Below are 15475 nucleotides of genomic sequence, written 5' to 3' on the forward strand. Positions count from 1 at the left end.
ACATCGGCTTGTCAGAATCGCATGACCGGTCCGTGGAGCAGCCCATGACATACCCATCCGTCCAACGTTGCGGCCATCGCGGATATAACCGTCTGCGTCTAGCAGTGCTATCGCAAATTCCGTAGACTCCGTCACGTTTCAATCGGCGCACGTTGCGCCGCATCCGCATCCGCATCCGCATCGGCAGCAGGCATTCCTGCGACTGGCTACGCCGGTCCGTGATCATCCCTTGCGCCGCATCGCCATCAGGTGGTTCGACACCGTACTCCGATGCGCTGCGATGTAGCAGCCAGTAAACCAAACCCTTTGGCGGTCCCGTTGTGGGCCGCATGCCAGCCATACCAGGGGCTTTGCCTTGACCACCACCGAAGCGCCTTGCGGCGCGTCGCAATCCGTTGTCGCGCCTGATCGGCGTGACCTCGCCTCTGCGGCGCCTGTCGATTCCTCCCTCCCCATGTTCGCCATTCACCGATACCCGATGACAAGCTTCTTCCAAAAAACGCTACGTACTGCGACGACGCTGTTGCTGGGGCTGGGCGCCTGGAGCGCGGCTTCCGCGCAGGTCACGCCGCCTCCGGCGACGGTCTGCAATGCCGTGACGGTGCCCACCGTCCACGGCACCGTGCCCGGCTTTCCCGGCCGCTGGGTCAATCCGGATCGCCAGGGCCTGGGCTGGGACTTCTTCTACGGCGACGGCCAGCAGTCGATGTACCTGACCTGGTTCACCTACAACCGCGCCGGCCGTCCGGTGTGGTTGCACGGTGAAGCCAAGGATCTGCAGTTCAATGTCGTTTCCGGCGAGCGTACCTGGGCGTCGACGCTCAACTGGGTGGAGTTCAATCCGAACGGCCGCCGCACCGTCACCAAGGTCGGCGATATCGCTATCACCTTTCCGGCCAACACGACCACCCGCGCGGCGGTCCGCTGGCTCTGGAACCGCGGCGTCAACAAGGTCGACGACGTGGTCCACGACGAATGCCTCGTCGACATGTTCCGCGACATCGCCAGTCGCGGTACGCAGCCGAACCAGGCGTTCTCGTCGAACTGGTTCTTCCGCACCGACAACGACAACGACCCGCGCCTCGGCTGGGGCGTCGACTTCATCTTCCACAAGCTCGCGGACACGGCCAACTACGTCGAGATTGCCGCCGCGGCGATCTTCGACCAGGCCAACCAGCCGGTCTGGCTGCAGTCGATCGACCTTGCCGGAAACCTGCCGCCGGCCACCACGCTCAATCAGCTGCCGACATCCCAGTACGGCGTGCTGAAATACCTGCACTACACCTACACGGGCAACAACCAGGCCTCGGTCCATCCGATCCTGCGCACCTGCGTGGAAAACTGCACCACGCAGATCGACGACGGCCTGAGTCCCAACCCGGAGAACGCCGCGCAGCCATTGCGCCGCAACTTCGTGGAGCGCCAGATGGAAGCGGCGCGCGCCGGCCTGGCGCGGGTGATTGCCTCGGTGCCGGCCTCCAGGACGGGCACGGCCGCGATTGCGTGGCCGCCAGCCGTCCTCGGCTCAGAACCCGTGTCGGTCGTGCGCGTCGACGCCGACCACATCATCGTCGATCGCTCGGTCTGCAAGGTGCCCAAGGTGGGCGACACCTGTGAGTTCCGGGTCAGCTGGAGCAGCGAAGACGAGAACGCCGTGATCTCGCGCGTCGATCTGGTGCGCGGTGGCGTGACCCGCATTGCCACGGGCCACTGGGGCGAACGCACCGAAGTGCTCAAGGCCGGTGACCGCGTCCAGTACCGGATCAACTACAAGACGGCCGTGCTGACGGGCGAGCACTACACGCCGGAAGTGCGCGTCATCGTCGGCGGTGATTTCCCGGACGAAGCAGAGATCGTCCAGAACGCCTGCAGCGACAAACCCGAGTGCGACCTGGGTACCCACGACGCGTCAGTTGGCGCAACGGCCGGCGAAGCCGGTGTCGACGGCGGCGCGGCGACGTACACCATTCCGATCACGGTTCCGCCGGGCCGAAAGGGCATGCAGCCATCCGTCTCGCTCAGCTACAGCAGTCGCGCCGGCAATGGCATCGCGGGCATCGGCTGGAGCGTCTCCGGATCCAGCAGCATCCATCGCTGCCCGCGCACATTGGACCAGGACAACGACGTCGGTGGCGTCAAGCTCGATGCGTACGATGCCCTTTGCCTGGACGGACAGCGGCTGGTCAAGATCAACGGCACTTACGGCCAGCCCGGCACGACCTACCGCACCGAGATCGACAGCTTCGTCCGGGTGACGCAGACGGGCAACGCGCTGAACAGCGGCAATGTCTGCTTCAAGGTGGAACACAAGGACGGGCGCACGTCCTACTACGGCTGCAAGTTCGACAACACCGACGGCTGCAACCGGGGCGTCGCGCCGCGCGTGGTGCCGGTGGAAGTCACTCCGGGTGCCCCGCCGCAGACCAAGGAACTGTCGTGGCTGATCGCGCGTGTTGAAGATCGCACTGACAACCGGATGGACTATTGCTATACGGCCGGCGCCCGCGGAGAAACCCTGCTGGAGGCGGTGAAATACACCGGCTCTAACCACGACGGCCCCGGCGACCGCGTCGTGCGGTTCAGTTACGAACCGCGACCGATCGACAACGGCGCGAACGATCGCAGTTACTCCTATGTCGCTGGCTTCCTGACGCAACAGACGCAGCGCCTCACCCAGATCCAGACCGAAGCGCCGAATTTTGACGGCGTCGCCAAACCGGTCCGCACCTACACGCTGCGCTACGACAACGAACTGCAGTCCGACCGCAGCGCTTCCAGCGGACGCAGCCTGCTGCGCTCGGTGCAGGAATGCGCGTTCGGCTTCGACAATGTCGACAAGGATGGCAACGACGCCGAAACCATGGCCTGTCACGAGCCGACCGTCTTCGACTGGGCGGATAGCGGACTGAATTTCCGTTCGGGCCCCATGACGGAGTTGACGCTGCCCGATGCCGCACCGACGGGCGGCAGTGATGAGGGCCCGGCTCACGCCGTTCGCTCCGTCGCCATCAAGGCGGACTACAACGGCGACGGCGTGCGCGAAGTGATGTTCAGCCAGCGCCAGTCCGATGGCCAGCTGCACCACTACCTGGCGCAGTTCGATGCGGATCGCCGCACGCGCGATCTGGTCGAGCTGTCATCGTCGAGCTTCAAGAACCGCGCAGTGGACGCCCTGAGTGCCTCCCGCGCCGCCGACTTCGACGGTGACGGAAAGTCCGAGGAGCTGACCGACTACACCCTGCAGAAGTGGAAACTGGAACCGGGCGCGCCACTCACCGGCGATCCGTTTGCCACCGTCAGCACCAATCTGCCGGCCTACGACAACCCCTACATCGGCGACTTCAACGGAGACGGCGCGCCGGACATCCTGGCACTGGCCAACCGCACCTGCACACCCAGCGCGCCGGGCACGGTCTATACCGACGGCACGTTCTACACCGTGTGCCTGTTCCTCAATCCGCGTCCGGCCGACGTGTTTCCGCTCAGCAACGGCCGCATCGACTTCACGCCCCACCGCATCATCGAGCTGCCGCACGCCACCGGCAGTGCGCAACGCCTGGTGCACATCACCGATTTCGACGGGAACGGGCTGACCGACTTCTTCGTCGGGCCGAGCGGACCGGAAACCGTCTACCTCGCCAGCCGCAGCGGCAGCAGCGTGACGTTCACACCCAAGCGTGCGACCGACCTGAACTTCCAGCACCAGTCCGATGACATCATTCACTGGATCGACATCAACGGCGATGGCCTCGACGACATGGTGCGTGCCCACCCGGAAACGTGTCCGACCAACCAGTCGTGCTATGGCAACTGGCATATCCAGCTCAATCGCGGTGGCTACTTCGCCAACACGGCCACGCCAAACTATCCGGGCCAGCCGGGTGCGCCGGGACTGATCCGCAGCGGCCGGACAATGCGCTACGCCAACGCGGTTCGGCCGGCGGATATCGACTCGGACGGTCGCGCCGATCTTCTCTACCCCGCGAAATTTGCCGCGCGTATGTGCGTGCACACGATGACGCAATGCCGGCAAGACGATTGTCCCGACACGCGGCGAGTCTGGGCATGCCCTGAGTACCCGCCGGAAGAGGGGGCGCACCCCGACGACCTTTCCAATCTGCAGCAGGCAGTGGCGGGCTTTTCCTACCACAATAGTTCTGGTGTTGAATATCTGTACGCAAAAGAGCACGAGGGATCGGATCACAGCATCTATCAGTTCAACGCCGTGAAGTTCGTCCAGACGGGCGAGAACAGCTTCGATGCCGTCGTCACGCAGACGCCGCTCCTGGGCAAGATCTTCTCGCTGGGACGCGACACGGATCGCGCTGTCGATGACCTTTTCGGCGACGGCATGACCGATCTGCTGAACAATGACTTCTACTGCCCGGTGCGACCGGCGCCGGGTACGCTCTACGACCGAGCCGCGTGCGCTGTCATCGGTGCGATCCAACCCTTCCCTAACGCCCCTACCTACCAGGTGGGCCCGACCGCGCCGCTGCCCGGCGGCGTGCCGCTGGCGTGCCTGGCCCAGTTTGCGTATGGCCTGCCGACGCCCGCCAAGAATGCCTGCGATGTGGCCCGTGCGACCTACCTGAACGAAAACCTGGGTGACCACGAGCGCAGCCGCGCGGATGGGCAGCGCCTGGCCCCGGCATTTCCGGAAGTGATCGACCGCGCCACCGATGCGCTGGGCAACCAGAGCGTCTGGGAATACTTCCCGCTCACCAGCCAGGCCGGTCGACTGTCGCAGGTGCCGCCGCTGTACACGCTGGGTACTGACGGTTATGTCGGCCGCGACCGCCGTCACTTCCAGTTCCGTTCCTCGATGCCGGTCGTTTCGCAGTTGTCGCAGAGCAACGGCCAGAAGACGGGCACATCAAACGACCTGCTGGGTTTCCGCTCACGCCTGTTCAGCTACCAGGACGCGCTGTACAACGCCTACGGACGCGGATTCCAGGGCTTCCGGCGCATCATCGAGCAACAGGCGACCGCGCTGGGTGACGCCAACCGGCGTCTGCGCACGGCAACGACTTACCATCAGAAATTCCCGCTTGCCGGCCGCGTCGAAAAGGTCGAGACAGGAATCCCCTTGTCGGCGACGGCAATGCAACCCGTGTCGGAAACCATCTACGACTGGCGCTGCAAGATCGCCGGTGCTGCGCGGTGCGCGACAGAAACGGGGGGCGCACCGGAAAACTATCCCTTCCTGCTCTCGCAATCCACGACGACATACGCCAGTTCCGGCGAGCCGATGCGCAGGGTTCAGGAAGTTCATATCGACGGGCTGAAGGCCGGCTGGGATCAGTACGGCAACCCCACTGCGACGACGGTGACCGCCAGCGATGTCGGCACTGATCTGCAGAAGCTCGTCACGTCAAAAGTCACGCATACCAAGAACGTCTACACCTACGACGAAAACGCGTGGTGGTTGGACAGGCTGAGCAGCAGTACCGTCACCACGCGCGCCGTGCAGTACAGCGACACGCATCCGTTGCCCGCTGGCGTCACGGTACCCGAATACACCGTCATCTCCACGCCGGCCTTCGATTCCGTCAACCGCACGCTGCTGTCGATGACCGTCGACGGAAAGACGGGCGCCACGGCCGATGCCAACAGCCACCTCGTCACCCGCTACACCTACCCTGCCGTCAACCATGGCATGCCGGCCACCACCACGGTCGAAGTGCCGCCGCAGGACGGTGTCACCGGCGTGACGCAGGAACGCAACTCCACCATCACCTATTCCAGTGACGGCTATTTCCCGGAGACCACGACCAATGCGCTGAATCAGTCGTCGGAGGTCACTTTGTCCGCCCGCGACGGCCTGCCGCGTGAGCAGACGGATATCGCCGGCATCACGACGTCAACGCGTTACGACGCATTCGATCGCCCCATCGAGGTGCGCCAGGCGCGCATCGGCGTGGGCAACCTGTCGCCGCCCATCCGTACGGCGGTTCGCCGGTGTAGCAACGGCAGTTGTCCGGGCGTGGGTGCCGGAAATACGACGAATGAGCGACAGGCCGCATTCCGGGTCACCGTGGCGCAGGACGGCCAACCCACGCGCGTGGAATGGCACGACGCGCTCGGTCGCACGGTCAAGTCCGCGCAGGCGACGCTCGTCAAGAACGGGCTCCCGGCAACGTACAAGTACCGCGCCACGCTGACTGACTACAACCGCATGGGGCAGGTGGAGCGGACATCACCGCCGTATCTGGAAGGCGTGGATCCGCTTCCACCCGCGGAAGCCTGGACGAACTTCCAGTACGACGCATTGGGTCGCGTCACGCAGAAGCTGTCGCCCACCGCCGAGGCGGACAAGACCCGTCGCATGGCGACGACCTATGCCTACGATGCCAACCTCACCAGCGTTTCGCTGAAGCCGACGGACAACGCCTGCGGCACCAACCTGTGCTTTACCGTCAAGCGCTATGACAGCGTGCTGGGCATGCTGCGGACGGAAGACGCCGACGGCGGCGTGACGCGCTACTGGTATGACGGCGCCGGACGCCCCCTGGCCATCGCCGATGCGCGCGCGAACAGCCTGGTGGCCAATGGCGTGGTCGCCTATGCGAATGCGACCACGGGCAGCTATAACGCCTTCGGTCATCGCCTGAAGCTGAATGATCCCAACCAGGGTCTGTGGCAGTTCAGCTACAACGTCCTGGGCGAGCTCGTCAGCCAGAAGGACGCGCGCAGTTTCGTCACCACGATTGAACAGCGCGACGCGCTCGGCCGCGTGCTGAAACAGCGCAGTGAAGACACCTACCGGGTTGGCACAGGTACCCGCAAGGAGTACTACCTGGACCAGTGGACCTACGACCAGGGCGTACCCGGCCAGCTCGATGAGGTCGTCCGGTGCGCCAAGGATTCGGCACCGCCCGATACCTGCACCAACGGCCTGCGCCAGTACTCGAAGGAAAGCACCACCTACGACGAGCTGCGCCGCCCGTATACACAGACCACGCAGCAGTGGTCGCGCCCGGATATCAATATCCAGGGCGCCGAAACGGCCATGTCGGTCACGACCCACTACGACCGCTACTTCGGCCGCGTAAAAGGCGTGACCTACAACGACAGCCGCCTGCGCATCCGCACCAAGTACGACCGCTACGGCGAAGTGATCGATCTGCAGGACAACGACAACGGCGCCTGGCTGTGGTCCATCGACGGCTACGATGCCTGGGGCCAGCCGACCCGCCAGCAGTACGGCAACGGCGTCTGCGGCTTCTATAGCAGCAACCCCAAGACGGGCCAGTCTGCCAAGCGGGCCTGGCACCGCCATTGCGATACGGCGTCGGCCAAGCTGGACGAGGTGAACTACACCTATGACGCCCTCGGCAACCTTGCGACGCAGCAACGCGGCCGTCCCACCGTCGCGCCGTTCACCGCTACCGAGTCTTACGGCTACGACCGCCTGCAGCGCCTGCTGTCCGCCAGCCCCACCACGGCGGCACCGGTCAACTACAGCTACGACCAGATCGGAAACCTGACCCAGAAGACCGACTACGCGCAGTCATACACCTACACGCTGCCCCCCGCACCGAACGTTCCTGGAGCGACCAGCTGCGGACCGAACGTCGCCAAGCGCATCACCCGCATGGGCGGCGCCGGCACCATCGACGCCGGCTGCGACGCAAACGGCAACCTCACGCTGACCCGCAGCAGCAACAGCGCCGACGAGCCTGACCGTCTGATCGACTACGACCACACCAACCGCCCGCGCCTGATCAGCCGCAACGGCCAGAACACCGCCTTCGACTATTCCCCGACCGGAACGCGTCTGCGCGAAACCGTCCACGCCGGCGGCGTGCTCAAGATGATGCTCGATCGCGGCCCCGGCGGCGTCGAACGCGAATACAGCGCGGCCAACATCAACGAGAAGACCCTGCGCCACGAACTGGGCGACGTGGTTATCTTGAAGAAGAAGCGCGAAAGCGACGGCACCATCACCGACCTCGGCACGTACTACCGCCCGATGGATCGCCTCGGCTCACCGCTCGGCATGCTCGACAAGAACGGCGACTACCGCCAGCCCGTCACTGACGTCAACCAGTCCACCGCATCAGCACTTGCCTTTGATGCCTTCGGTCAGGCGCGCGACTGGGCCTTCGCCATGCGCCCGGCCAACGGTCCAAAGCCCAGCGGTCAGACCAACCTGACGACGACGCACCTGGGCTTCACCGGGCACCAGCACCTGGGCGACGTGGGTCTGATCCACATGAACGGCCGTGCCTACGACTACCGGTACGGCAAGTTCATGTCGGTGGATCCGTTTATCCAGTTTCCGGAGAACTCGCAGTCGCTGAATCCGTATAGCTACATTCTCAACAATCCGCTGAGTGGGACGGATCCGACCGGATATCTTTCTGATCCAAAGTCAACTTGTTCGCGTCTGGCGGGAAGCTGCTACGGAACTATCACATCCTATGAGCCAGGCCAGTCGAAAAAGGGCGGCAACGGCGTGACAAAGCAGTCGATCAAGAGCCCCTCACAAGAGGGGGGCGATGCTAGCGGTATCGCTCAAAAAAGTGACCAAGGAAAGCTGGATAGCCTCGTTCAGACAGCGAAGAAGGAGGCTGGAACCTTCAAGGACAGATACAAAAGGTACGTGGAACAGGTCAGAGTACGAGTACTGAAGGCGCTCGAAAAGGTTTCCATCAGTGGAAGCGAGGAAGACACCGATCGCGTACGCAAGTCGCTCGAGAGGTTTGCGCGCCATCCAGAAGCGGTAACCGTGCTGGAAAAGGCGGTAGAGAGGTGGGGTGGGCTTGAGATCTATGCGATTGACGTTGACATCAATGGCAGCGAAGTGTCTGAGAACAGGATTACCATAGGGATGCAAGAAGGTTATACGTACGTACAGGTAGATGGGCCTGATGAGGAATGGGATCAAGCCCGTGTGGAGGGGAGGTTAAAAGATGGGTCAAAAATGTACCAACAGCAAGATGTGGAATCGACGGTGCTGCACGAAGTCATTCATTCTGCGCTGGATGACTTTGGCATACGGGGTCAAGTAGAGAACACTTCGGACGACAAGCTTGTGATTCCTTTGGAAAACCGACTCCTTCCAGCGTTAACTGGAAGCAGGCTCCAGAAAAAGGGACACAACGCCTGGACGGCGAAGGAATACCTAGATCCCCCTACTCCAGTAGAGTGACATTTCATGAAAGCAAAACAGGTGGCTATTGTAGTTGCGTTGATGGTGCAGTCGCTCCTCTGGGACGGGGGCAAGCATCCGCCTGCAGCATTGGGCCGCAGGACTTGTCATGGTCGCAGATGCTGGAGAAGGCAACGGGAGCGGTGATTGTCCGTCCAAAGATTGCGCATGTCATTGGCGAAAGAATCGTCGTAGACCTCAAGCGAGAGTCCGTGATTCACGATCCAGGGGCGCTATTTCGTGGGCAAATGATTGTTGCTGTACCGCACGCGGAGACGAAAGATCGGCACAGACAGCCAGCGTTCTGGGGGGTAAGCGGTCGGCGGGATTTCGGACTCCATCATGCCGATTCGAACAGGCATTGGATGAGTCAAAGTCCTACGTACTGCTCATTTCCGTGCAGGGGGAGTACACGCTGGAGCCGATTTTCGATAATGACGACCCATGGCTTGCGACGGTGAGAACATTTTTCAAAACGCGAAAACAGGAAGTGCCATTACGTGCCACCCCAAGGTCATTCAAGCTTGTTCGCAGCGGGCCATGTGTGATGTACCACGAACGAGAAAATGGTCTGGACGAGTTCAAACAGTGCATTCTGGACCGGGTCAACAAAGACGGTAGAAGGGCCACGTCTCTGGATGTTGACGTTGACGGAGAGGTGTTCGATTTCTACGTGCAGCTTAGCGAAGGGCGAATTCCGCGTGCGGAGTTGCTGCGCGTATTTGGGACGGATTTCGGCATGTCGAACGGGATTCCGTTTGACGGGATGGCTGGTTCGGTGGCGACAGAGTAGACACTTGCGGTAGATCCGTGCGACCGGAGGCACCATGAGGCAAAGGAGCCCGTATGCCACGCAAGTCAAAGAAGGGCGCAGGTGCTGAGCCAGCGCAGATCCGGGCCCCGCAGATCCGGCCAACCACGTTTCAGACTTTTCCGAGTGTGCGAATCCAGGCCAACCATGTTCACTCAAAAATGAAGTTTATCGGAAGCAAGTCGAGGCAGTTCTTGGTCGGTAGTGTCTTCACCGCGATGCTGCACTTGCCGGCCATTTGCAACGCCCAGGCAATTGAATTTAGCGGAATGACCAAGTATCCAAACGGAAAGCCAATCGCCGGTGGAACAATCCTTGTCACGGAACTCAAGCAGCGTCCGCTCCAAATGCCGGTGGCGAAAATTTTGACCAGGGCAGTTTCCGATAGAGATGGACACTACAAGTTCAGGATCGAAAGCGCAAAAGGTGATCTGCACATTGAGCTCTTGGGCGACAACTGTGAATGGCTGGGTGGATTTGTTGTTATCCGTAAGAAGGATCTAGCGGGCCCGCGGACTCGTGAAGTCGACATCGTTTCCGAAGCAGAAGCTTGTCCTAAAGTAACGAATTGCGCATCTACATCCGAGTAGCTGATCTGACTCATGGCCTCAGGCCCAGGCGAACGACTCCAGGCCAACCAAGTTTCAGACTTTTCCGAGCCCATCACCGGAATCCAACCGATTCCGGTGACGAAGTGAAACAGTGGCGCCATGGGCTATTTCAAGGATCACAGCACCAACAGCTTGCGCATTCTATTGGCGTCGCAAACGCTCGACGACCGTAGGCGGCACATTCCAGCGAGGTGCCAACGGTCGGATTCTCACCACTGTGAATAGCGGTCACTTCGGGAAGAATTGGTCGGATCCCGTTAGGCAGCAATTCGAAAGCTGGTTGAGCGGGCGAACAGGCCTTCCCGTACATCACAAACCTTGGGGTTTCTAGCAGGCCGTTGAGAAAACCCAATTTCCGCCCAGATCAAGCTGGCCAAGTGTTCGTTCGTGGTGCAGTAGCTGATCGACAGTGTGGGACTCGCGAGCTACGTCGGCGAAGGATTCCACCATCCTTGGATGCCGCCGATGCGGATCAAGTTGTAGGCGGCGAATGTCCAAGTAACCCATGCGCGTACAGCCGGAAGTCCCACGCGAGTCAGCTTTCGAAGTTCACCGATGGTCTTGACCCAACCAAATCCTTGCTCGATCTTCTTTCGAACCCGCTGGCTGATCGCGTATCCCTTGCTTGATGCGGTGCGTCCGTCAACTGCACTTCGACGGTGGCTATTGTTCTGGGCAACGTGAGGCTTGATACCACGCTCCTTCAACGCGGCTACGAAAGCATGAGTGTCATAGGCTTTGTCTGCACCCAATGTGCATCCGGCGCCCAGGAGCATTTCGTCGACCAGCAACAGGCCGCTTTCTCGCTCGGATGTCCCAGTCGCATGGCGTACATCAACTCCCACCAGCAGACCGTTCCGGTTCTCCATCAATGTGCTGGCTTGGTAGCACAGCTTGGCTTCCTTGCCAGCACCTTTGCGCATCAAGCGTGCGTCGGGATCCGTCGTAGATTCGTGTGTTTCGTTACTGCGCTTTTGACCGTGAAAGTTTCCGCTGTCATCGCTACCGTCGCCGTCCTTCGGGCGAAAGCTTTTGTGAGAGGCCCAAGCCTCCAACAGTGTTCCGTCCACCGAAAAGTGCTCGTTACTCACCAGCTGTTTGAGCTGCGCCACCAACACGGTGTGATCGAAAAATCGTTGGGCGATCTCTTCATCGAACAACCGATCTCGATTGAACGAGAAGGTGGAATGGTCCCATACTCGATCGTCGATATTCAGGCCAACAAACCAGCGAAACAGAAGGTTGTAGTCCAGCTGTTCCATCAGCAGTCGCTCGCTGCGTACGCTGTACACGACCTGCAACAGCGATGCACGAAGCAACCGTTCCGGCGGAATGGACGGCCGCCCGATCCTGGCATAACGCGACTCGAATAGTTCGTCCATATTTGCCAAGATTCCGTCAACCAATTCCCGCAACTGACGAATGGGATGATCCGGCGGAACGCGTGCCTCGACCGATACGTAGGAGAACAATCCGAGTTGCTGAACGTCCGGTGTTCGCATGCTGAGTGGCTTCAGTCAATGGCGGAATGCTGCATTTTGCACTGAATGGGGCTTTCTCAACAGCCTGCTAGTGAGCATCCACCTTCTTGACTCCGCGATAGAGGAGCCGCCCTATTGTTGGCCAATTGAAATGGGGGCGCTCAGGTTGGGGGTCCACCAGCACCACGGATGGTGTATACGGTTGGAAGGGCGCATTGTTTGTTTCGACTCGGAGGAAAAGTGTGTTCCCCTTCTTCCAATACTTGAGCTTCCGGTAGAGAAGCTAGGCGCCTTCTTGAAAAAAGCGGCTGACGAGAACTCGAAATACGGGGATGCGATTGGGCGGTTTCCTAAAGAGCTCTTGCTGAAGCACGTATTCCACGCATCGTTTTCCTGGTACTGGTCAGAACGTGCGTTGGAATGGTTGAAGGTAGAGCCGGGGATGCAGGCGTCCTTCAAATGTGAGCTCGAAAAGTTCGTTGGGTGCAAGAAGTCAATGCCGCAACGGGCACGGCAAACGGCTAAGGGCATGCTTAATAGACTAGAGCGCGGTAGCTTGGGGTGAGTGGGAAGGACTCCTGGACCTGGGTGATGGAGTGATTGCGGGACAACCAGAAGCGCCAGGACAAGTCCGGCAGCGACGAAATGGCCGCAGCCATTGTTGATGAAGTCCGGGCCAACCAGGTTTCAGACTTTTCCGAGCCCGCCACCGGAATCCACTTGATTTCGGTGGCGGTACCTACGTGAAATAGTGGCGCCATGAGCGCCCCAGACACTTCTTCGTTCCCCCCGGCGTTGCCGGCCATTTCCACTGCATCTCCCGCTGCGTCCGTCGGGCGCAGATCCGGCCAACCACGTTTCAGACTTTTCCGCGTGTGCGAATCCAGGCCAACCATGTTTCACTCAAAAATGAGGTTTATCGGAAGCAAGCCGAGGCAGCTCTTGGTCGGTAGTGTCTTCACCGCGATGCTGCACTTGCCGGCCATTTGCAACGCCCAGGCAATTGAATTTAGCGGAATGACCAAGTATCCAAACGGAAAGCCAATCGTCGGTGGAACAATTCTTGTCACGGAACTCAAGCAGCGTCCGCTACAAATGCCGGTGGCGAAAATTTTGACCAGGGCAGGTTCCGATAGAGATGGACACTACAAGTTCAGGATCGGAAGCGCAAAAGGTGATCTGCACATTGAGCTCTTGGGCGACAACTGTGAATGGCTGGGTGGATTTGTTGTTATCCGTAAGAAGGATCTAGCGGGCCCACGGACTCGTGAAGTCGACCTCGTTTCCGAAGCAGAAGCTTGTCCTACGGAAGTAGCGAATTGCGCATCTACATCCGAGTAGCTGATCTGACTCATGGCCTCAGGACCAGGCGCACGAATCCTGGCCGACCACGTTCCAGACTTTTCCGAGTCCACCACCGGAATCCAACCGATTCCGGTGATGGTGACGAAGTGAAACAGTGGCGCCATGAGCGCCCCCCCCCCCCCCCCCCCCCCCCCCGACATCTCTTCGTCCCCCCGGCGTTGCCGGCCATTTCCACTGTATCTCCCGCTGCGTCCGTCGGGCGTTCCTGTGCGGCGAGGACAACTTCACAGGCCAGACCTTTGAGCACCGCAAGCAATGGATCGAAGACCGCCTGTACGAACTGGCGTCGATCTTCGCCGTTGGTGTGTACGCCTACGCCGTGATGAGCAACCACGTGCCTGCGCCATGCGCGCAGCGTATATTGCCGCTGATCCGGCGAAAGTGGCGCTGTACCGTGATCGATTATCCTCATTGCCGTGGTTCATGCGCTGCTTGAATGAGCCGATTGCACGACGGGCGAATCGCGAAAATGCGTGCACCGGACGGTTCTGGGAAGGGCGCTACCGCTGTCAGGCCCTGCTGAACGACGCTGCGTTGCTGGCGTGCATGGCCTACGTCGATCTCAATCCTGTTCGAGCTGGCATCTCCCAGGACCTAGCTACATCCGAGCACACCTCGGCTCGTCGCCGCCTGCTGAATATCGACCCGGAGCAATTGCTCAAGCCGGTGGCCGGTTGATCGGATCACTCGCTATCAGTTTCCGTTGCGCAGTACGTGACGCTGGTTGATTGGACGGGTCGCAAACGCTGCCCAGACAAGCGCGGACATCTGACGGGTAAGCCACCCGAGGTGCTGCGATCTCTCGGCATCACGCCCGATGAATGGACCGCCGAGGTGTTCACGATCGAGACTCGCTACTGGCGCGCCATCGGTTCCGTTCAGGCGCTCGTGGACAAGGCGAAGGAGTTGGGACAGTGCGGGTTGAAGGGCGGAGGGCGGAAACCCGCAGTTCACTCGTGGAACATGAGCTGATTGCCGGGCGCGTCTCTGCGATCACTCGGAAAACGCCTATTCTTGGCTGTCCTGGTTAGTGTCAGTACTCGAAGGAAAGCCCACCTACGACGAGCTGCGCCGCCCGTATACACAGACCACGCAGCAGTGGTCGCGCCCGGATATCAATATCCAGGGCGCCGAAACGGCCATGTCGGTCACGACCCACTACGACCGCTACTTCGGCCGCGTAAAAGGCGTGACCTACAACGACAGCCGCCTGCGCATCCGCACCAAGTACAACCGCTACGGCGAAGTGATCGATCTGCAGGACAACGACAACGGCGCCTGGCTGTGGTCCATCGACGGCTACGATGCCTGGGGCCAGCCGACCCGCCAGCAGTACGGCAACGGCGTTTGCGGCTTCTATAGCAGCAACCCCAAGACGGGCCAGTCTGCCAAGCGGGCCTGGCACCGCCATTGCGATACGGCGTCGGCCAAGCTGGACGAGGTGAACTACACCTATGACGCCCTCGGCAACCTTGCGACGCAGCAACGCGGCCGTCCCACCGTCGCGCCGTTCACCGCCACCGAGTCTTACGGCTACGACCGCCTGCAGCGCCTGCTGTCCGCCAGCCCCACCACGGCGGCACCGGTCAACTACAGCTACGACCAGATCGGAAACCTGACCCAGAAGACCGACTACGCGCAGTCATACACCTACACGCTGCCCCCCGCACCGAACGTTCCTGGAGCGACCAGCTGCGGACCGAACGTCGCCAAGCGCATCACCCGCATGGGCGGCGCCGGCACCATCGACGCCGGCTGCGACGCAAACGGCAACCTCACGCTGACCCGCAGCAGCAACAGCGCCGACGAGCCTGACCGTCTGATCGACTACGACCACACCAACCGCCCGCGCCTGATCAGCCGCAACGGCCAGAACACCGCCTTCGACTATTCCCCGACCGGAACGCGTCTGCGCGAAACCGTCCACGCCGGCGGCGTACTCAAGATGATGCTCGATCGCGGCCCCGGCGGCAGAGCTGGCTCCGCAATTTCGGACAGCAGCTTAAGTGGGAATCTGCTCCAATGACGAGGCGCCGAGGCGCCCAGAAAG

The 15475-nt window shown here is 61.1% G+C and carries 9 protein-coding genes; 7 read left to right on the plus strand and 2 right to left on the minus strand.

What is annotated here, in order from left to right; translation table 11 throughout:
- Positions 1 to 478 precede the first annotated feature (478 nt).
- The 3 genes from N4264_RS06450 (at position 479) to N4264_RS06460 (ending at position 10558) form a co-directional block, all read left to right on the plus strand.
- Positions 479 to 9157 carry an RHS repeat-associated core domain-containing protein gene (locus N4264_RS06450; protein ID WP_261696244.1) on the plus strand — a complete coding sequence of 2893 codons (8679 nt, stop codon included), beginning with the start codon at positions 479 to 481 and terminating at the stop codon, positions 9155 to 9157.
- A 361-nt stretch (positions 9158 to 9518) separates the two neighbouring features.
- A complete protein-coding gene (locus N4264_RS06455) occupies positions 9519 to 9950 on the plus strand; it encodes a hypothetical protein (protein ID WP_261696245.1) in 432 nt (143 codons plus the stop codon).
- Between the two features lie 53 nt (positions 9951 to 10003).
- Entirely contained in the window at positions 10004 to 10558 is a 555-nt protein-coding gene (locus tag N4264_RS06460; RefSeq protein ID WP_261696246.1) for a hypothetical protein, read from the plus strand.
- A gap of 446 nt (positions 10559 to 11004) precedes the next feature.
- On the opposite strand, the gene N4264_RS06465 is transcribed toward N4264_RS06460, so the two are convergent.
- Both N4264_RS06465 and N4264_RS06470 read right to left on the minus strand, forming a co-directional pair.
- Entirely contained in the window at positions 11005 to 12081 is a 1077-nt protein-coding gene (locus N4264_RS06465; protein ID WP_261692907.1) for an IS5 family transposase, read from the minus strand.
- A 512-nt stretch (positions 12082 to 12593) separates the two neighbouring features.
- Complete coding sequence (locus N4264_RS06470; RefSeq protein WP_261696247.1) at positions 12594 to 12956, minus strand: hypothetical protein; 363 nt, start codon at positions 12954 to 12956, stop codon at positions 12594 to 12596.
- Between N4264_RS06470 and N4264_RS06475 the strand changes: the two genes are divergently transcribed.
- The 4 genes from N4264_RS06475 to N4264_RS06490 all read left to right on the plus strand — a co-directional run bounded on the left by N4264_RS06475 (position 12955) and on the right by N4264_RS06490 (position 15451).
- The gene (locus N4264_RS06475; protein ID WP_261696248.1) at positions 12955 to 13401 is read left to right on the plus strand and encodes a hypothetical protein; all 447 of its coding nucleotides are present in this window, start codon (positions 12955 to 12957) and stop codon (positions 13399 to 13401) included. The two genes, N4264_RS06470 and N4264_RS06475, sit on opposite strands and share 2 nt — an antisense overlap.
- 369 nt (positions 13402 to 13770) lie before the next feature.
- Positions 13771 to 14103, plus strand: a complete 333-nt coding sequence (locus tag N4264_RS06480) for a hypothetical protein (RefSeq protein WP_261696249.1) — start codon at positions 13771 to 13773, stop codon at positions 14101 to 14103.
- A gap of 36 nt (positions 14104 to 14139) precedes the next feature.
- Positions 14140 to 14397 (plus strand): hypothetical protein, encoded by a 258-nt coding sequence (locus N4264_RS06485; protein ID WP_261696250.1) that lies wholly within the window; start codon positions 14140 to 14142, stop codon positions 14395 to 14397.
- A gap of 58 nt (positions 14398 to 14455) precedes the next feature.
- The gene (locus N4264_RS06490) at positions 14456 to 15451 is read left to right on the plus strand and encodes a hypothetical protein (protein WP_261696251.1); all 996 of its coding nucleotides are present in this window, start codon (positions 14456 to 14458) and stop codon (positions 15449 to 15451) included.
- Positions 15452 to 15475: the final 24 nt, after the last annotated feature.

This window comes from Tahibacter amnicola (genome assembly GCF_025398735.1).
Classification (GTDB): domain Bacteria; phylum Pseudomonadota; class Gammaproteobacteria; order Xanthomonadales; family Rhodanobacteraceae; genus Tahibacter; species Tahibacter amnicola.